The organism is Nocardioides sp. CFH 31398, from assembly GCF_022436705.1.
Taxonomy (GTDB): Bacteria; Actinomycetota; Actinomycetes; order Propionibacteriales; family Nocardioidaceae; genus Nocardioides.
The window spans coordinates 149,937-168,317 of sequence record NZ_JAKUHT010000001.1; the positions used below are offsets into that span (position 1 = coordinate 149,937).

Genomic DNA, 18,381 nt, shown 5'->3' on the forward strand with positions numbered 1-18,381 from the left:
CATGGCGGGATGAGCACGAAGGGACCAGAGGGCGGCCGGCTGGCCGGGGTGCGCGCGGCGGTGACCGGCGCGTCGAGCGGCATCGGCGAGGCGACGGCCCGGGCGCTGGCCGCGGAGGGAGCGAGGGTGGCGTTGCTCGCGCGACGCACCGACCTCCTCGAGGACATCGCGGCCGACATCGGGCCGTCGGCGACGGCGTACCAGGTCGACGTCACGGACGCCGCCGCGGTCCGCGACACCGTCGCGCAGGTGGCCGAGGACCTCGGCGGGATCGACGTCCTCGTCAACAACGCGGGCGTCGGCTCGATGAGCCTGGCCGCGGACGCCGACCTCGACGAGTGGCACACGATGGTCGACGTCAACCTGCACGGCGTCCTGCACGTCAGCCACGCGGCGCTGCCGCACCTGGTCGCCGCCGCCCGGGGCGAGCGCGGCATCGCCGACCTGGTGACCATCAGCTCGGCCAGCGGCCGGCGGGTCCCGAAGGCGACGTCGAACGTGTACGCCGCGACGAAGCACGCCGTCGGGGCGTTCTGCGAGGCGCTGCGCCTCGAGCTGGGTCCCCAGCAGGTCCGGGTCGGCATCATCGAGCCCGGTTTCGTCGTCACCGACATGACCAGCGACCGCGACTTCGGCGAGCTCGAGGCGCTCGAGGCGTCGGACGTCGCCGACTCGATCGTCTTCATGGTCACCCGCCCCCGCCGCCACGGCATCAACGAGATGCTGATGCGGGCGGTGCTGGTGGTGCCGGGTCTCAGCGCGAGGCGGTGAACCCCGTCAGGCCGCGGCGGGCGCGGATGGTGTTGGCCAGCGACGAGAAGACGAACGACGCCAGCATGCCCAGGACGAGGATGACGATCATGAGGGCGAGCAGGTTCGACGACTGACCGTTCGTGGCCGCCTGGTTGAGCTGGGTGCCCAGCGCGGGCACCTCCGGGATCGACACGATGATCTCGCCGGCGAGCAGGCCGCGCCACGCGAACGCCCAGCCCTGGCTGAGCCCCGCGACGTACGACGGGAGCGCGGCCGGGATGACGACGTACCGGTAGCGGCGCCAGCCCCGCGCGCCGAGCATGTGCCCGGCCCGCAGGTACGCCGGGGGCACGTCGTCGATGCCGGAGATGATGCCGTTCGCGATCGAGGGGATGGCGCCCATGAGGATCACGAAGTAGATCGCGGCGCTGTCGAGCCCGAAGATCAGGATCGCGAACGGGAACCACACGATCGAGGGCATCGTCTGCAGGCCCGTGATCATCGCGCCGATGGCGTTGCGCAGCGGCTTCCACTGCGAGACCGCGATGCCGAGCGCGGTGCCGATCACGAGCGACAGCAGGAAGCCCTGCACGCCGCGCATGACGGTGTTCTGCACGCCCATCCAGAAGTTGAACGGGCCGTTGCCGGTGGCGACGAACCACAGGCGCTCGAAGGTGTCGGCCGGGGAGGCGAACCGGTAGTCCGGCTTCCAGCCCGACGAGTAGAGCACCTGCCAGATGATCAGCACGATCACCACGGCGGCGACCTTCGGCCAGACGGCGTCGAACACCTCCTTGCCGCGGCTGGGCGTGGCCGCGCTGCGGGCGCCCGGCTCCTTCCCGACCGGCGGGGTGGTGGTGGGTCGCTCGGTGACGTCAGCGGACATGCCGGGCCACCTCCGTCTTCAGCTCGTCGGTCATGTGGGCGGCCTGCTCGGTCAGGTGCGGGTCGTCGAGGTGGCGGGGGCGGGGCAGGTTCACCGGGTAGACCTGCTTGACCCGGCCCGGGCCCGACTCCATGAGCACGGTGCGGTCCGAGAGACGCGCGGCCTCGCGGACGTTGTGCGTCACGAACATCACCGTGAGCCCGAGCTCGGACCACAGCGACTCGATCTCGTCGTGCATCGCGTCGCGGGTCATGGCGTCGAGCGCCGCGAACGGCTCGTCCATCAGGACGATGTCGGCGTCCTGCGCCAGCACGCGCGCCAGGGCGCCGCGCTGACGCATGCCGCCGGAGAGCTCGTGCGGACGGCGGTGGCCCCGGCCGCCGAGGCGGACCTTCGTGAGGAGCTCCTCCACCCGGGGCTTGCGCTCCGCCTTCGGCACGTTGTTCAGGCGCAGCGCCAGGTCGACGTTCTGCGCGAGCGTCAGCCACGGGAAGAGGGTCGCCTCCTGGAACATGAAGGCGATCCGCTTGCCGTGGGTGTCGACGGTGCCGGACGTCGGCTTGTCGAGGCCCGCCACGAGGTTCAGCAGCGTCGACTTGCCGCACCCGCTGGCCCCGAGCAGGCAGACGAACTCGCCCGCGGCGACGGAGAGGTCGACGTCCTTCAGGGCGACGACCTCCTCCGCGCCGCTGCCGAACACCTTGGAGACGCCGCGGATGTCGACCGCGACGCCGCGGTCCGCGCGCTGCTGGGCTCCGGCGGAGGCGGTGCCGGCGGAGCTGCCGGCCCTGCTGCCGGTCGAGCTCGCCTGGCTGCTCGAGACCGTGCTCACGGAGCCGGCACCTCCTCGTCACCGTTCTCCGACAGGACCTCGTTGAGGAGGGTCAGGTCGTAGATGTCGGTGACCGGCGGGGCGTCGTCCAGACCGTCGAGCAGCTCGACCTCGCCGGCGTCCACGGCGTCCTGCTCGAGCGAGGGCGCGATCGGGTCGTTGGTGAAGGTGAGGTTGTCCCACGCGTCGGCGAGCACCTCGGGCTCGATCGGGGCGTCGGTCAGCTCGGTCACGCGCGCGCCGACCTCGTCGCGCGCGGTGTCGGACTCCGTCTCGATGAAGTCGTTGGCGGCCACGGTGGCCTTCAGGACGGCCTTGACCTGGTCGGGGTTCTCCTCGAGGAACTCGGCGTTGACCAGCAGGTGGGTGGTGACGAACTGGCCGTCGGTCTCGGGCCAGATGTCGGCCTCGTCGACGAGCACGCGGCCGCCCTCGGCCACGAGGATGCTGGCCCAGGGCTCGGGCACCCAGGCGCCGGCGATGTTGCCGTCGCGGAACTCGTTGACCGCGACCGGGTTGTCGGTCGGGACGATGTTGATGTCACCGCCGCCCTCGAGGTCGGTCTCGTAGCCCTCCTCGAGGAAGTACGCGCGGGCCGCGACGTCCTGGGTGTTGCCGAGGCTCGGGGTGGCGACGCGCTCGCCCTCGAGGTCCGCCAGGTCCTGGATGTCGTCCTGGACGACCAGGGCGGCGCCACCGGAGGCCGCGCCGGAGACGACGCGCACGGAGTCGGGGCCTTGCACGAACGCGGTCAGGGCGGGGCCGGGGCCGATGAAGCTCATGGCCAGCGAGCCGTCCTGCACGGCCTGGTAGGCGTCCGTGCCGGAGTTGAACTGCTGGTAACCGGGCTCCGCGTCGACCTCCGCGAGCTGCTCGTCGAAGTAGCCCTCCTGCTCGGCCACGATCGCCGTGGCGTGGGTGATGTTCGGGAAGTAGCCGATCAGCACCTCCTGCGTCGAGTCGTCGCCGTCGCCACCGGTGGTGGCCTCGGCGCAACCGGTCAGCCCGGCGGCTGCGACGAGGGCGAGGGCCGTGAGGCGGGCGGGCGTGGTCTTTCGCATGGACATCCTTCGAGGTTCAGACGGCACTGCGCCGTGCAGGGGACGAGCCGGGCCCGAGCCGGCACCGATAGGGTAAGCCTACATAGATAATGGAGTTACGCCGCACTGTGGTCATTGGCGTGGCGCGATCCGATGGGCAGGGGTGAAGGCGTGGACTGGCAGCGCGATGCGATCGGTCTCGTCGCGGGCTTCCTGATCGCCGTGGTGACCAGCCCCGCCGGCGTCTCCGGGGCGGTGTTCCTGCTGCCCGTGCAGCTCACGGTGCTCGAGGTGCCCAACCCCCGCCTGACCCCGACGAACCTGCTCTACAACGTGGTGTCGGGCCCGGGCGCGCTGGTCCGCTACGTGCGGCAGAAGCAGCTCGACCGCCCGCTGGTCTCCGCGATCGTCGCCGGCTCGCTGCCCGGCGTCGTCCTCGGCGCCGTCCTGCGGGTCCACGTCGCCAGCGACCCGACCGTCTTCCGGCTCATCGCCGCCGCGGTGCTGCTGCCGACGGGCCTGCTGGTCCTGCGACGGCGTGCGCCCCGGCCCACGGGCTCCGGCTACGGGCGGCGGACGATCGTCGCCCTCGGCTTCGCCACCGGCACCGTCGGCGGCCTGTACGGCGTCGGGGGTGGCTCGCTGCTGGCACCCCTGCTCGCCGGCTCCGGGATGGCGATGGCCGTCGTCGCCCCCGCGGCGCTCGCGGGCACCTTCCTCACCTCGATCGCCGGGGTCGTCGCCTTCGCGGTCCTCGCGCTGGGCAGCACCGACACCATCGCGCCCGACTGGAGCCTCGGGGTCGCCGCCGGCCTCGGCGGTCTCGTCGGCGGCTACTGCGGAGCCCGCCTGCAGCCCCACGTGCCCGAGCGGCGCCTCAAGGACCTGCTCGGCGTCCTCGCGATCTCGCTGTCGGTGCTGTACGTCGTCCAGGCGGTGCTCGGCCGATGACCGACACCGTCGACGCCGGGCTCGGCGCGTCGCTGCGGGAGGCGGCCGTCGCGCTGCGGGCCGCCACCGACGCGGTGGTGCGCCCGCTCGGGCTGAGCGTCGCGCAGTACTCCTGCCTGCTCCACCTCGACCGCGAGCCCGGGTGCTCCGGGGCGGACGTCGCGCGGGCGGCGTACGTCTCGCGCCAGTCGACGCACGTCCTGCTGCGGTCGATGGAGGCCGACGACCTCGTCACCCGCACCTCCGCCCCGGGCCGCGCGCAGGCGTGGTGGCTCACCCCCCGGGGCCAGGAGCTGCTCGCCCTCGCCCACCGTGAGGTCGTCCGGCTCGACGCCCGGGTCCAGGCGCTGGCCGACGAGGTGGCCCCCGACGGCGACCCCCGGGCGCTGCGGCGGCTCCTCGAGGCGTTCGTCGGCGTCCTCGCGGAGCCCGCGGCCGGCGGCGACGTGACCTAGGATCGGCTCGTGACCGTGGTGATGGGCGTGCTGCTCGCGCTGGTGCCGTCCCTGACGGTCCTGGCGGAGCCGACGCTGCCGTCGCTGCCCGCCGCGGTCCTCGCCCTCGCCCTGGCCGCGCTCTGCACCGGCGGGGCCGGGCGCGTCGTGCTCCACCTGCCGGGCGTCAGCCGCCCGCCGCGGGCGCCGTACGACGATGCGCCGCTGGTGCGCGGGCGGGTGACCGACCCCGACGCCCACCCGCTGCGCCCGCGTGCTCCCGGGACGGCCTGAGTCACCTCAGGCCCCGTCCCGACCCACCCCTGGAGCACCACCGTGTCCCTGCTCGACCCCGTCTCCCATGCCCTGGCCGCCGTGGTGGCCACCACCCACGACGGCCTCACCGCCCTCGGCGCCGACCCGGACTCCGGCGCCACCTGGGTGCTCTGCATCGCCGCCGTCGTGGTCGTCGTGCGCACGCTCGTGCTGCCCATCGCGGTGCACGGCGTCCGGCTCGCCCACGCCAACGCCCGCGCCCGGCCCCACCTCGCCGAGCTCCAGAAGCGGTTCAAGGAGCGCTCCGGCGACCCGAAGGCCGCGCGGGAGTTCATGGAGGAGCGGCGCCGCATCACCGAGGAGCACGGCGTCTCGCGGTGGGGCTGCCTGCCGCTGCTCGTGCAGATCCCCGTCTGGATCGCGCTCTACCACCTGCTCGCCAACCTGGCCCGCGGCCAGCAGGTCGGCCTCATGGACGCCGCCCAGGTCGCGTCGCTGCGGGAGGCCACCATCGCCGGGGTCCCGCTCGCGGACACCGGCTACCTCGGCGAGGGCGTGGCGCACCTCGCCGTCGTGGCCGGCCTCGCGGCGACCGCCGCCCTGCTGTCGTACGCGACCCAGCGGTGGCTGGTGCGGCAGAACACCGTGCTGACCGACGCCCCCGAGGTCATGGTGACCGTGCAGAACATCATGCCGCTCGTCTCCGCCGGCGGGATGCTGCTCGCGGGCGGCGTCGTCCCGGTCGCGCTGCTCGTCTACTGGGTGTGCAGCCAGGTCTGGACGATGGCGCAGTCGGCGGTCGTGTGGCGCTGGTTCCCCACCCCGGGGTCGCAGGCCGCCGGGCGGCTCGAGGCCAGGACCGCCGCGCGGGCCTGAGGCCCGGCCCGGGCCCCGGGCTTCGGGGTTCTGCCCCGGGCGTGACCGGGGGTGGGGCAGGGTGGGGGAGGTGACCTCGGTACGACGCCTCCGCCCCCTCGCCCCCCTCCTCGCCGTCGTCGCGGCAGCCGGCCTGCTCCTCCCGCCGCCCGCCTCGGCCGCCGTCGGCGTCCCCGCCTCGTCCGGCGAGCCCGCCGTCGACGAGCCGGTCGCGGGCTCGACGGTCACGTTCCTCGCCCACAACGTCGCCGGGCGCACCCAGGGCAACAACGGCCGCGTGGACCCGGTCGCCGGCGACCTCGTGCGGTCCATCCGCCGCAACAAGCCGTACGCCGGTGCGCTGAACGAGATCTGCGGCAACCAGGCCCGCGCCGTCGACCGGCGGCTCACGGGCTACCGGGTCGAGTTCTTCGGCAAGGGCCGGGCCTGCCCCGGCGGGGTGTGGTTCGGCAACGCCGTCCTCATCCGCAACGGGCCGGTCACCCGGCGTCGCGTCGACCTGCCCGCCAGCGAGGGCTCCCGCGAGCTCGTCTGCGTGAGCCGGCGCAGCTCTCGGATCGCGGCCTGCTCGACCCACCTCACCGCCGAGCGCGACCGGGGCTTCGACCGCGAGGCCCAGGCGCGTCGCGTCGCCGCGGTCACCCGGGGCTACGTGCGGCGGGGCTTCGCGACGTACGTCGGGGGCGACTTCAACGACCAGCCCCAGGCGGACACGCTCGACCCGATGTACCGCCCCGCGTACGGCAGCGGCGCCGACGGCATCTACACCGAGTCCGACGGCTGCTGCGGCCGCGACGGCGAGCCCACCCTCGGCACGGCGAAGTTCGACTACGGCTTCGTGTCGTGGCAGTGGCGCCTGGTGCGCGACAAGGTCGTCGACGCCCCGCACAGCGACCACGACCAGCTGTGGACGACCGTCCGCCGCAAGTGAGCCGCCGACGAGGCGCACGTCACTGTCGGAGCACGACCGTTCACGGTAGGACTGGACCATGAGCCCGGTCGACACCCACCTCCGCCCGACGGCCCGGTGGGTCCTGGGCCACGCGCTGCCGAGCCGGGCCATGCGCGCCGCCGGCCGGCGGGGTGACCTGCAGGGCCAGCTGCTGGACCACGACGTGTCCGCCAGCGAGACCCGGCTGCAGGAGATCGCGGAGGCCGCCCGCGCCGACGGCCCGCTGTACCGGGCGAAGTTCGTGACGCTGACGGCCTCCCTGCCCACGGTCAGGGAGGTGCTCGGCAGCAGCGACTTCGCCACCGGCGTCTTCGACATCGAGCAGGGTCCGTTCCGCCGGGTCGGCGCCTGGGCGAAGGACCCGAACCAGCTCGGACCGTTGCAGCCGCCGTCCCTGCTGGTCAGCGAGCCGCCGTCCCACACGCGCTACCGCAAGCTCGTCACCCGCGTCTTCTCGGTGAGGGCGGTCGAGGCTCTCCGCGCGCGCACCGAGGAGATCGCCGCCCAGCTGCTCGACGAGCTCGGCTCGCACGCCGACGCGCGCGGCGAGGTCGACCTGGTCGAGCGCTACTGCGCCCTGCTCCCGGTGACCGTGATCGCGGAGATCCTGGGCGTCCCGGCCTCCGAGCGCGAGCGGGTGCTCGAGTTCGGCGCCGCGGCCGCGCCGAGCCTGGACATCGGGCTCGGCTACCGCGAGTTCCTCCACGTGGAGCGGTCCCTCGCCGCCTTCCGCGACTGGCTCGCCGCCCACCTCGCGGCGCTGCGCGACCAGCCGGGCGACGACCTCCTGAGCAGGCTGGTCGCCGAGCAGGAGGACGGCGTGGGCCTCACCGACGCCGAGCTCGAGGCGACCGCCGGGCTCGTCCTGGCGGCCGGGTTCGAGACCACCGTGAACCTGCTCGGCAACGGCACCGTGCTGCTGCACGAGCACCCCGACCAGCTCGAGCGGCTGCGGGCCGAGCCGGACCTGTGGCCCAACGCGGTCGACGAGGTCCTGCGGATCGACCCACCGGTCCTGCTGACGGGACGCGTCGCCGCCCGCGACACCACCGTCGCGGGGCGACGCATCGGCCGCGGCGAGGTGCTCACCACCTTCCTGGCCGGCGCCAACCGCGACCCCGACGTCTTCGAGCACCCCGACGTCTTCGACGTCGCGCGCCCCAACGCCCGCGACCACGTCTCGTTCTCGTCGGGCCGCCACTACTGCCTCGGCGCCGCCCTCGCCCGGATGGAGGGCGAGGTCGGCCTCCGCGCCCTCGTCGAGCGCTACCCCGATCTCACGCTCCGCCCCGGCCGCCACCGCCGCCGGACGCGCATCCTGCGCGGGTGGTCCACGCTGCCCGTCGCGCTGGGCTGACCTGGGGTGTGCGGGCCGCGCCGCTCACCACGCTGGGTGGGCCGACCGCAGCCTGGCGGGGTGGGCTCACCGCGCTACCCGAGGGCTCACCTCCCCAGCGTGGTGAGCGACGGCGGGCGACACCACGCACAGCTCGTTCCCGCCCGGGTCGGCGAGGCCCACGCCGTCGGGGCACAGGGCCGGGGCGGGGGTCGCTCCCAGCGACACCAGCCGGTCGACCTCGTCGGGGACCGTGGACGGCGGACGCGGCACCAGGTCGAGGTGCAGGCGGTTGACGCCGTGCTTCGGTGCCACCGGCTCCCCGCCCCAGGTGAGCTTGGGCCCGCCGTCGGGGTGCTGGACGGCGGTCTCGCCGTCGACGTCCCAGACCAGCGCCCAGCCGAGCGCGTCGCGCCAGAACCGTCCGACCCCGGCGAGACCGTCGCCGGCCAGCGAGCTGAAGAACGGGCAGCCGGCGAGGAAGGAGCCGCCGGGCTCGAGGACGCAGAGCTCGTTGCGGTCCGGGTCCGCCAGGACGACGTGCTCGGCGTCGGGGCCCTGCCCGACGTCGAGGTGCCGCGCACCCAGCGCGAGGGCGCGCTCGACCGCCGCGTCCTGCTCGGCGAGGGAGCGGGACTTGAGGTCGGGGTGCATCTGGTTCGGTCCCCGCTTCGGCTCGGCGGAGGCGACGTACCGGACGGCGAATCCGACGCCGTCCGGCCCGGCCAGCCCGGGGGCGCCGCGCACGGTGGTCACCTGCTCACCCAGCAGACCGCCCCAGAACGCCGCGAGGCGCTCGGGGTCGGGCGAGACGAACGTCAGGGCGGCCAGGTCGCAGACCATGGCCCATCCTCACCCCGTCGGCCCGAACTGCTCCACCCGGATGATGTCCTTGCGCACCCCGACCTCCCCGAGCAGCCGCACGCCGTACGACGCGAAGCCGGGGGAGCCGCACACGTAGGCGCGCTCCACGCCCGCGGCGAGGGGCGCGACCTCGTCCGGATAGGGGGTGGCGGCCACGCGATCGCCCCGGTTCTCCCGGGTCGTCGCGACGAAGGCGCCGTGGGCGAGCAGCTCGTCGGCGTACGGCAGCTCGGCGAGGGTGCGCGTCACCGCGACCACCCGCAGCCGCTCGCCCGTCCCGAGCGTGCGGGCGTGCCGGAGCATCGAGACGACAGGGACCACGCCGGTGCCGCCGACGACGGCGATGCTCGGCGTCCGCCCGCCCCAGGTGAACCAGCGCCCGATCGGCCCGCGGACCTCGACCGTGTCGCCGACCCGCGCCTCGTCGTGCAGGTGGCCGGACACCTCGCCGTCCGGCATCACCTCGACGCAGAGCTCGAGGTGGTCGTCGCCGGGGGCGGAGGCGATGGAGTAGGACCGCTGGGCGGTGTAGCCGTCCTCGGCACGCAGCCGGACGACGCAGTGCTGGCCCGCGGCGTGCGTGAACGGGGTCTCGAGGGCGAGTCGCAGGTAGGCCAGCCTCCCGTCGCGCCGGACGTCGACGAGCGTGCCGGTCGTCCACGCGCCGGGGATCTCCGGGGTCCCGGCGAGCGGGGCGTCAGGCATCCCCGACGTACCGCTGCTCGGTCCAGGGGTCCCCGAGGTCGTGGTAGCCGTACCGCTCCCAGAACCCGGGCCGGTCGACCTCGGTGAGCTCGATCCGCGACACCCACTTCGCGGACTTCCAGAAGTAGAGGTGCGGCACGAGCAGCCGCAGCGGCCCGCCGTGCTCGGGCGGCAGTGGACGGCCCTCGTGGTCCCAGACCACCCACGCGCGGCCACCGGTGACGTGCTCCAGCGGCAGGTTCGTCGTGTAGCCGGTGACCGACTCGGCGACGACGTACGCCGCACGCTCCAGCGGCCCGGCCGCCTCGAGGAGAAGGTCGAGCGAGACGCCGGTGAAGCGGGTGCCCAGCTTCGACCAGCTGGTGACGCAGTGGATGTCCCCGGCGTACGTCGAGTGCGGCAGCGCCTGCAGGTCGGCGAGCGACCACGTGGTGGTCGAGGTGACGAGGCCGCCGACCGTCAGCGAGACCTGGTCGTCGCGCAGGTGCGGCTCGGCCTCGGCGGTGAGGACGGGCCACCCGTCGCCGACGTCGTGCTGGCCCGGGGGCAGCCGGCCCTCGCGGGAGACGGGCCGGCGGCGTCCGGTGAATCCACGGGTGACGGGCACGGGACCATCCTCCCGTGCCCGGCAACCGTCCGTGCGAGGTGCGGCCGGTCAGGGACTGACCAGGATCTTCACGTTCTCCTCCTTGTTGTCGATCAGCTCGCGGAAGCCCTTCTCGACGATGTCGTCGAGGCCGATGCGTCCGGTGATGAACTGGTACGGGTCGACCTTGCCGTCGGCGATCAGCGCGATCGTGTCGGTGTGGTCGTCGCAGTAGGCCAGGCTGCCGCGGACGGCGACCTCGTTGAAGACGAGGTCGTTCATCGCGACGGTTGCCTCGTGGCCCCAGATGGCGACGTTGACGCAGGTCCCGCCGGCCCGGGTCGACCGGATGGCGGTGGCCAGCACCTGGTCGATCCCCGCGCACTCGAACGACACGTCGGCGCGGCGCCCCTTCGTCAGCTCGGCCACCGCCTCGACGACGTCCGTCTCCCGCGGGTCGAGCACGTGGTCGGCGCCGGCACCGTGGGCCTTCTCCTTCCGGGCACGCGCGGGCTCGACGACGATCACCTCCTCGACCCCGACGGCCTTGAGCGACGCGGTCGTGACCAGCCCGATCGGACCCGCCCCGAACACGACCGCCGAGTGCGACGGCTGCGCCCCCGAGAGTCGGACGGCGTGGTACGCCACCGCCAACGGCTCGACCAGCGCGCCGACGTCGGTGCCCAGCTCGCCGAGGGGGTGGATCCAGCGGCGCTCCGCGACGACGTGCTGCGAGAACCCGCCGCCCCCGCCGGAGAGCCCGACGAACCCGAGCGTGGCGCAGACGTTGTAGCGCCCCTGCTGACAGGCGTCGCAGCGCCCGCACACGATGTACGGCTCGACGACCACCCGGTCCCCCACCCGCAGGTCGGTGACGCCGTCACCGAGCTCGGCGACGACCCCGGCGAACTCGTGGCCGAGCACGATCGGCGCACCCTCCCCGGTGAGGGGGTGGGGCGCCTCCTGGGTGGGCGCGAAGATCGGCCCCTCCAGGTACTCGTGCAGGTCGGTGCCGCAGATGCCGCACCACTCCACCTCGACCTTGACGGTCCCGGGCGTCGTCGCGGGCTCGGGGACGTCGTCGACGCGCACGTCGCCGCGGGCGTGGAACCGGGCGGCCCTCATGAGGTGTGGTGCACTTCCTGCTTGCCCCACACCGGGGTGTCGATGCCCTCGAAGCGCGCCTTCAGCTGCAGCGCGAGGTAGAGCGAGTAGTGGCGCGACTGGTGGAGGTTGCCGCCGTGCATCCACAGGTTCTCGACCTGCGTCGGCTTCCACATGTTGCGCTGCTCGCCCTCCCAGGGGCCCGGGTCCTTGGTCGTGTCGGAGCCGAGGCCCCAGCACTTGCCGAGGCGGTCCGCGGTCTCCTGGTCGACGATCTCGGCGACCCACCCGTTCATCGAGTTGTAGCCGGTCGCGAACACGACGAGGTCGGCCGGCAGCTCCGTGCCGTCGGTGAGGACGACGGCGTCCTCGGTCAGGTGCGAGATCTGGCCCTTCGCCAGCTTCACGTCCCCGTTCGCGACGAGCTCGGCGGCGCCCACGTCGATGTAGTAGCCGGAGCCGCGGCGCAGGTACTTCATGAACAGCCCGGAGCCGTCGTCGCCCCAGTCGTGGTCGAAGCCGGCCGCCTCGAGACGGGAGTAGAAGTCCTTGTCCCGCTCGGCCATCTGCTCGTAGGCGGGGATCTGGAACCGGTGCAGGATCCGGTAGGGCAGCGACGCGAAGGTCATGTCGGCCTTCTCGGTCGTCATCCCCGCCTCGAGCGCCCGCTCCGAGTAGAGGTCACCGAGGCCGATGTCCATCAGCGAGTCGGACTTCACGATGTGCGTCGAGCTGCGCTGCACCATCGTGACGTCGACGTCGTTCTCCCACAGCGCCCCGCAGATGTCGAAGGAGGAGTTGTTGGAGCCGATGACGACGGCCTTCTTGCCCCGGTAGGCGTCCGGGCCGGGGTGGGCGGAGGAGTGGTGCACGTCGCCGGCGAACACGTCGACGCCCTCCACCTCGGGCATGCGCGGGCGCCCGGACATGCCGGTCGCGAAGACGACGTGCTTCGGGGTCAGCTGGTAGGTCTGGCCCTCCCGCTCGACCTCGACGGTCCACTCGCCCTTCGCCTCGTTCCACTGCGCCGAGAGCGCCTTGGTCGAGGACCAGTACGGGACCTCCATGATCGTCACGTACGACTCGAGCCAGTCGCCGATCTTGTCCTTCGGCGCGAACACCGGCCAGTTGTCGGGGAACTTCAGGTACGGCAGGTGGTCGTACCAGACCGGGTCGTGCAGGCAGAGGCTCTTGTAGCGGCTGCGCCACTGGTCGCCCGGCTTGGGGTGCTTGTCGATGACGAGGCTGGGGACGCCGAGCTGCCGGAGCCGGGAGCCGAGGGCGATGCCGCCCTGGCCGCCGCCGATGACGAGGACGTACGGCTGGGTCGTCGTCCCCAGCGTCTCGGCCTCCTCCTGGCGCTGCTCGGCCCAGGTCTTCCGCTGCTTGTTGGCGCCGTGCTCGGCGCCCATCGGACGGTGGGTGCCGCGGGGCTCCTCGTGGCCCTTCAGCTCGTACATCGAGGTCAGCAGCGTGAAGGCCTTGTCCTCGCCGTCCTCCTGGACGAGGCGGAGCAGGCCCCAGCCGCGTCCGACCGAGGTCTCGAAGCCGATCCAGGCGGTGACGACGCCGTCCGCCTCGGTGGCGGGCTCGGTGGTGGCCCAGCCGGTCGGGCGCGTGTTCTCCAGCGTGCCGTTCAGCAGGTCGGCGACCCCGGCCGGGTGCTCGACGGTGGCGATGTTCCAGGTGAAGGCGATCAGGTCGCGCCAGTAGCTCTCGGCGGCGAACATGTGCGAGGCGCGCTCGACGTCGCCGGACGTCAGGGCGTCCTCGAAGCCCGACAGCCAGGCGTTCGCCCGGTCGTCGGCCGTGCCCTCGCTGGTCGGGCGCTCCAGGGTCTCGGTCATGGGTCTCCCTCGCGGGTGGTCGTGTGGTCGGGCTCACACAACCCCCCACGGGGACGGGACGGAAGGGTTGCAACGCGTTGCAATCCCGGCCCTTCGGTCTGTGGTCCCGATCACACGGGCGACGTAGGCTCCGCCCATGACGGTGGGCGCGACGGCGGCGGTGGGGCCGGGGGTCGACCTCGACCTGCACGCCCGCTCGCTGCGCCGGGTCCACGACGCGTTCATGGGCGGCTCCGCGCAGGCCGCCGGGCCCCGGCCGGTCGTGACCCGCTCCTGGCAGCGCGTGCTGGACCTCGGCCTCGACCCGAGCCAGACGAACCCCCGCGGCCCGGTGGCGGCCGCCGAGCTCGAGCGCCGCCGTCGGACGTCGCCCCTCGCGCTGGTCGTCGACGAGATCCGCTCGGTGCTGACCAGCGTCGCGGACGCCGCCCACTTCATCGTCGTCGTCACCGACGCGGACGGCGTCATCCTGTGGCGGGAGGGCTCTCCCGGCGTGCTGCGCCAGGCCGACCGCCTCGGCTTCCTCGAGGGCTCGGCGTGGACCGAGGGCCAGGTCGGCACCAACGCCATCGGGACCGCGCTCGCCGAGCAGGCGCCCGTCCAGCTCTTCTCCGCCGAGCACTTCGAGACCGACCAGCACCCCTGGTACTGCACCGCGGCGCCCGTCCACGACCCCCGCACCGGGGCGCTGCTCGGCATCGTCGACGTCAGCGGCCCCGCGCTCACCCTGCACCCGGCGCTCGTCGCGCTCGTCGACACCGCCACCCGGCTCGCCGAGGCGCAGCTGCTGCACCGCCACGAGGAACGCCTGCGCGGCCTGCGCCGTTCCGCCGAGCACGTGCTCGCCGGCGTCTCCGGGCCCCACCTCCTCGTCGACGACCACGGCTGGGTCGCCCACCACTCCGGCGTCACCGTCCGCGACCGCATCGCCGTCCCCAGCGAGCACCGCGCCCTCGCCGTCCCCGGCCTCGGGCTCTGCCTGCCCGAGCGGCTGGCCCAGGGCTGGCTGGTCCGGCCCCGCGGCGAGCGCCTCGCGGTGACCGCGCGGATCGTGCGGCGCGACGGCCGCGCCGTCCTCGAGGTCGACGGCACCGGCGAGGCCGACGGGTGGAGCACCCCGCTCTCCCCACGGCACGAGACGCTGCTGCGCGCCCTGCACGCGGCCGGGCCGGCCGGTCTGACCGCGGCCGACCTCTCCCGCCGGCTGTACGGCGACGACGAGCACCAGGTCACCGTCCGCGCCGAGGTCTCGCGCCTGCGCCGCGTGGCCGGCGCGCTCGTCGCGACGTCGCCGTACCGGGTGGCGGACGGTGTTCACCTGGCGGTCCGCCAGCAGGGGTGACAGACGCAGCCTCGGCGTGATCGGCTTCGCCGGCACCGACCGACAGGAGCCCCGATGAGCCGTCACCCCCGCCCCGGACGGCTCCGTGCCGCCGCCACCGTCGCCCTCGCCGCGGCGCTCACCCTGACCGCGGGTCCGGTGGCCTCGGCCGAGCCCGACCCGGCCGGTCCCGGGGCCGCGCCGGGCGGCAGCCGGTGGAGCGTCACCCCGCTCGGTGGTGGGGCGTGGGAGGTGTCGTGGACCTCGCCGCGGCGGTTCCCGCTGACCTCCGACCGGCCGACCGTCACGGGCCCCGACGGGCCGGTGGGCGTCCCGACCGTCGAGGCCGACGGCAGGACCGTCGTCGCGTCGGTCCGCTCCGGGGGCGAGCCGGACGTCGACGAGCTCGACGTCGTGCTCTCCGGTGACCGGCTCGACGAGCCCGGCGTCGACGCGCTGAGCGAGGCGGCTCCGGGGTCGGCGGCGACCCCGGCCCCCCGTCGTACGACGCAGACGGCGGTGGACCCGGCCGCGCCCGGTGAGTTCGACGTGGTCACCGACGACTACGAGCTCGACCCGGTGAAGCTGCCGGGGATGCGGCAGCCGATCGAGATGGTCGGCCACACCGTCGAGCCCACGGCCGACGCGGCCACCGGGCCCCGGCCGCTGGTGCTGTTCCTCCACGGTCGCCACTCGGTCTGCTACCGGCCGGACAAGCCCGACGCGTACACCGGGCAGTGGCCCTGCCCGGCGCCGTTCGAGGAGATTCCGAGCCAGCTCGGGTACGACTACCTGCAGCGCCGACTGGCCTCGCAGGGCTACGCGACGGTGTCGATCCGGGTCAACGGCATCAACGCGCAGGACTTCCGCCTCGCCGACGGGGGCGCGGACGCGCGCGCCGCGATCGTGCAGCGCCACCTCGACCACTGGGCCGAGATGGCCGCCGAGCGCCAGGTCGACCTCGACCGGGTCGTGCTCGTCGGGCACAGCCGCGGCGGTGAAGGGGTCGACCGTGCGTCGATCCAGGTCCCGCTCGACGCGCCGTACCGGATCGCCGGGCAGGTGCTGCTCGCGCCGACCGACTTCGGGACGCAGACCGCGCCGTACGTCCCGACCGTGACGGTGCTGCCCTACTGCGACGGCGACGTCTACGACCTCCAGGGCCAGCGGTTCACGGACTCCTCGCGCGACCTCGGTCTCGGCGACGACACGTCGCTGAAGAGCTCCGTGCTCGTCCAGGGCGCCAACCACAACTTCTTCAACACCGAGTGGACGCCGGGGATCGCCGTGGCGCCCGCGATCGACGACTGGTTCGGCGGCGGGAAGGGCAACGAGGTCTGCGGCAAGAGCTCGCCGACCCGGCTGAGCGCGGGGGAGCAGCGCAAGGTCGGGGTCGCGTATGTCGCCGGCGCCGTCCAGCTGTTCACCGGGCGCGACGAGGCCGAGGTGCTGCCGCTGTACGACGGGTCGCCCGTGGTGCCCCCCTCGATCGGGGACGCCGAGGTCCAGTCGCACGCCGTCGGCGGCGGCCGCGAGCTGCGCCGTCCGGCGCTCGACGCCGGCCTGGCGCTCGCGGAGGGGGCCGCGAGCCGCTTCTGCCGCGGGGTGACCGCCGAGGGGTCCGCGAACGCCTGCGGCACCGGCCGGCGGCTCAGCGGGAACGCGCCGCACTGGTACGACGGCTACGAGTACGCGCCTCCGCGGACGGCGTTCGAGATGACGTGGGACGCGACGGGGCAGAGCGCCGGCATGGTCCTCCGCCGTCCGCTGGACCTCTCCGAGGACCGGCTCGAGCTGCGCACGATCGTCGACCCCACCGTCGGCGACGCCCGGATCCGGTTGCGCCTGACCGACGCCGACGGCGCCTCGGTGGTCGTGACGCCCCAGGGCGGCGGGCTCGTCCCGGCCCTCCCCCTCGACCGGTACGTCGGCAAGCGCTGGGCGCAGACCGTCCTCGCGGACGCGTCGTCGGCCCCCGGCCTGGACGCGTCGCGCATCACCCGCGTCGACATCGTCGCACGCAACGGCCGGGGTCACGTGTGGGTGCTGGACGTCGCCGCGGCGCCGACCGCGCTCGCGCCGGTCCCCGAGCGCCGTGCGCCCACGGTCAGCCTCGGGTCGGTGCGGGTGACCGAGGGTGACGGGACGAGGCCGGCCACGGCCCGGGTGCCCTTCACCGTCGACGGGACCCTGACGCGGCCCGCCCGCCTGACCGTCGGCCTGGAGTCCTACCTGCAGTCACCGGAGCAGCAGTCCCGCATCCGTCTCGACCTGGCCCCCGGCCAGACCGAGGGGTCGATCCCCCTGACCTACCGCCCGAACGACCTCGACGACGAGGACCGACGGACCGCCTACCTCAGTGCCTTCGCGGTGCGGGGGGCGATGACCGACGTCTACGACGGCCGGGTCGTCGTGGAGGACGACGACCCGAGCCCCGAGACGACGACCAGGACCCCCCGTCAGGTCCGGGAGGGACGAGCGATCACCGCCACGGTCACCCTGTCGGAACCGGTCAACTACCCCGTCTACGTCAACGTTCAGCCCACCCGCGGCCGCGGTCCGCAGCTGGCGGTCGGGGACCTCCCGCCGGCGTGGGTGAAGCGCCACGTCTTCCGCCCCGGTCCGCCGAGCACCCCGCTCCACACGCGTGAGACCGACATCGGGAACTGGATCCGACCGGGCAGGACGTCCGTGACCGTGACGATCCCGACCCGCAGGGACGGGCGGGACGAGGGGGTCGAGGAGCTGACCGCCGTCGTCCGCAGCCAGATCGGGGCCGATCGGCGCACGATCAGGGTCGTGGACTAGGGCTGTCCGTCACCAGGTGGCGCCGAGGGCCCGGCTGAGCTCCCGTGCGGCGTCGCGGCAGTCCGTCAGCGTCGCGGTCATCGCGGCCCGGTCCCACCGCGTCGCGGGTCCGGTGACCGAGAGGGTGGCGTGGACGTCGCCCTGTGCGTCGTGGACCGCGACGGCGAGCGTGTTGACGCCGGCGATGGTCTCGCCGAGCGCGGCGGCGTACCCGTCGGCGCGGCAGCGCTCCACCAGGCGCACCAGCTCGTCGGGCGAGGGCGGGTCGGCCGGGGTCAGCGTCGCGCCGTCGCGGGCGTGAGCCACCCGGCGTACCTCGTCGTCGGTGCGGGCGGCGAGCACCAGGCGCGACGGGGCGCCGCACCACAGCGGGAGCGGGCGGCCGATCTCGAAGGTCCGCCGCAGCTCGGAGCGCGACTCGACCTGCTCGACGTGCAGGATCTCGTCGCCCACCGGCATCGACAGCCCGACCGTCTCGCCGGTGACGTCGCGCAACCGGGTCATCATCGGGACCGCGACCGCGCGCAGGTCGATGCGGCGCCGGTACGCCGTCCCGAGCGCGAGGGTGCGGGGGCCCAGCGCGTAGGCGCCGGTGTGGTGCTTCTCGGCAAGGCCGACCTCGACGAGCCCGGCGAGCGAGCGCTGGACGGCGCTCTTCGACAACCCCGTCGTCTCCGCGAGCGAGCGGATCGACTGCGACGGCTCGCCGCGGGCGAGCTCGTCGAGGAGCGCGACGGCGCGACGGAGCTGCTCGCTCATGTCGGTCCTCCCTGCAGGGGTGCGCACGGCGTGCTTGACGCGGACGGCGGG

General features: G+C 74.0%; 18 protein-coding genes. 9 read left to right on the forward strand and 9 right to left on the reverse strand.

What is annotated here, in order from left to right:
• The first annotated feature begins 9 nt into the window (after window positions 1-9).
• Window positions 10-771, forward strand: a complete 762-nt coding sequence (locus tag MJ876_RS00735) for an SDR family oxidoreductase (protein WP_240234133.1) — start codon at window positions 10-12, stop codon at window positions 769-771.
• On the opposite strand, the gene MJ876_RS00740 is transcribed toward MJ876_RS00735, so the two are convergent.
• The 3 genes from MJ876_RS00740 to MJ876_RS00750 are packed head-to-tail and all read right to left on the reverse strand — an operon-like array spanning window position 755 to window position 3,532.
• Entirely contained in the window at window positions 755-1,639 is an 885-nt protein-coding gene (locus tag MJ876_RS00740) for an ABC transporter permease (protein WP_240234134.1), read from the reverse strand. The genes MJ876_RS00735 and MJ876_RS00740 overlap by 17 nt on opposite strands.
• A complete protein-coding gene (locus MJ876_RS00745) occupies window positions 1,629-2,471 on the reverse strand; it encodes an ABC transporter ATP-binding protein (RefSeq protein WP_240234135.1) in 843 nt (280 codons plus the stop codon). Before MJ876_RS00745 ends, MJ876_RS00740 begins: the two co-directional genes overlap by 11 nt.
• Window positions 2,468-3,532, reverse strand: a complete 1,065-nt coding sequence (locus MJ876_RS00750; protein WP_240234136.1) for an ABC transporter substrate-binding protein — start codon at window positions 3,530-3,532, stop codon at window positions 2,468-2,470. The genes MJ876_RS00745 and MJ876_RS00750 overlap by 4 nt, the downstream gene beginning before the upstream one ends.
• Before the next feature lie 150 nt (window positions 3,533-3,682).
• On the opposite strand from MJ876_RS00750, the gene MJ876_RS00755 reads away from it, so the two are divergent.
• The 6 genes from MJ876_RS00755 (at window position 3,683) to MJ876_RS00780 (ending at window position 8,357) form a co-directional block, all read left to right on the forward strand.
• The gene (locus MJ876_RS00755; protein WP_240234137.1) at window positions 3,683-4,462 is read left to right on the forward strand and encodes a sulfite exporter TauE/SafE family protein; all 780 of its coding nucleotides are present in this window, start codon (window positions 3,683-3,685) and stop codon (window positions 4,460-4,462) included.
• The gene (locus MJ876_RS00760) at window positions 4,459-4,917 is read left to right on the forward strand and encodes a MarR family winged helix-turn-helix transcriptional regulator (protein WP_240234138.1); all 459 of its coding nucleotides are present in this window, start codon (window positions 4,459-4,461) and stop codon (window positions 4,915-4,917) included. The genes MJ876_RS00755 and MJ876_RS00760 overlap by 4 nt, the downstream gene beginning before the upstream one ends.
• Window positions 4,918-4,926: 9 nt before the next feature.
• Window positions 4,927-5,190, forward strand: a complete 264-nt coding sequence (locus tag MJ876_RS00765) for a hypothetical protein (protein ID WP_240234139.1) — start codon at window positions 4,927-4,929, stop codon at window positions 5,188-5,190.
• Window positions 5,191-5,232: 42 nt separating this feature from the next.
• Window positions 5,233-6,048 (forward strand): membrane protein insertase YidC, encoded by an 816-nt coding sequence (yidC, locus tag MJ876_RS00770; RefSeq protein ID WP_240234140.1) that lies wholly within the window; start codon window positions 5,233-5,235, stop codon window positions 6,046-6,048.
• A gap of 70 nt (window positions 6,049-6,118) precedes the next feature.
• Window positions 6,119-6,979, forward strand: a complete 861-nt coding sequence (locus MJ876_RS00775) for an endonuclease/exonuclease/phosphatase family protein (protein ID WP_240234141.1) — start codon at window positions 6,119-6,121, stop codon at window positions 6,977-6,979.
• A 58-nt stretch (window positions 6,980-7,037) separates the two neighbouring features.
• Window positions 7,038-8,357, forward strand: coding sequence for a cytochrome P450 (locus MJ876_RS00780; protein ID WP_240234142.1), 1,320 nt, complete (start codon window positions 7,038-7,040; stop codon window positions 8,355-8,357).
• 66 nt (window positions 8,358-8,423) lie between these two features.
• Here the strand turns inward: MJ876_RS00780 and MJ876_RS00785 are convergent, their stop codons facing one another.
• The 5 genes from MJ876_RS00785 to MJ876_RS00805 are packed head-to-tail and all read right to left on the reverse strand — an operon-like array spanning window position 8,424 to window position 13,442.
• Complete coding sequence (locus MJ876_RS00785; RefSeq protein ID WP_240234143.1) at window positions 8,424-9,179, reverse strand: VOC family protein; 756 nt, start codon at window positions 9,177-9,179, stop codon at window positions 8,424-8,426.
• A gap of 9 nt (window positions 9,180-9,188) precedes the next feature.
• The gene (locus MJ876_RS00790) at window positions 9,189-9,905 is read right to left on the reverse strand and encodes an FAD-binding oxidoreductase (protein ID WP_240234144.1); all 717 of its coding nucleotides are present in this window, start codon (window positions 9,903-9,905) and stop codon (window positions 9,189-9,191) included.
• A complete protein-coding gene (locus MJ876_RS00795; RefSeq protein ID WP_240234145.1) occupies window positions 9,898-10,512 on the reverse strand; it encodes a molybdopterin-dependent oxidoreductase in 615 nt (204 codons plus the stop codon). Before MJ876_RS00795 ends, MJ876_RS00790 begins: the two co-directional genes overlap by 8 nt.
• Before the next feature lie 48 nt (window positions 10,513-10,560).
• Window positions 10,561-11,616, reverse strand: a complete 1,056-nt coding sequence (locus MJ876_RS00800) for a 2,3-butanediol dehydrogenase (RefSeq protein ID WP_240234146.1) — start codon at window positions 11,614-11,616, stop codon at window positions 10,561-10,563.
• Entirely contained in the window at window positions 11,613-13,442 is a 1,830-nt protein-coding gene (locus tag MJ876_RS00805; protein ID WP_240234147.1) for an NAD(P)/FAD-dependent oxidoreductase, read from the reverse strand. The genes MJ876_RS00800 and MJ876_RS00805 overlap by 4 nt, the downstream gene beginning before the upstream one ends.
• Before the next feature lie 136 nt (window positions 13,443-13,578).
• Here MJ876_RS00805 and MJ876_RS00810 point away from each other — a divergent pair, with 136 nt between their 5' ends.
• Both MJ876_RS00810 and MJ876_RS00815 read left to right on the forward strand, forming a co-directional pair.
• Window positions 13,579-14,784, forward strand: coding sequence for a GAF domain-containing protein (locus tag MJ876_RS00810; RefSeq protein ID WP_240234148.1), 1,206 nt, complete (start codon window positions 13,579-13,581; stop codon window positions 14,782-14,784).
• Between the two features lie 54 nt (window positions 14,785-14,838).
• Window positions 14,839-17,571 carry a hypothetical protein gene (locus MJ876_RS00815; RefSeq protein ID WP_240234149.1) on the forward strand — a complete coding sequence of 911 codons (2,733 nt, stop codon included), beginning with the start codon at window positions 14,839-14,841 and terminating at the stop codon, window positions 17,569-17,571.
• 9 nt (window positions 17,572-17,580) lie between these two features.
• On the opposite strand, the gene MJ876_RS00820 is transcribed toward MJ876_RS00815, so the two are convergent.
• The gene (locus MJ876_RS00820) at window positions 17,581-18,330 is read right to left on the reverse strand and encodes an IclR family transcriptional regulator (protein ID WP_240234150.1); all 750 of its coding nucleotides are present in this window, start codon (window positions 18,328-18,330) and stop codon (window positions 17,581-17,583) included.
• Window positions 18,331-18,381 lie beyond the last annotated feature (51 nt).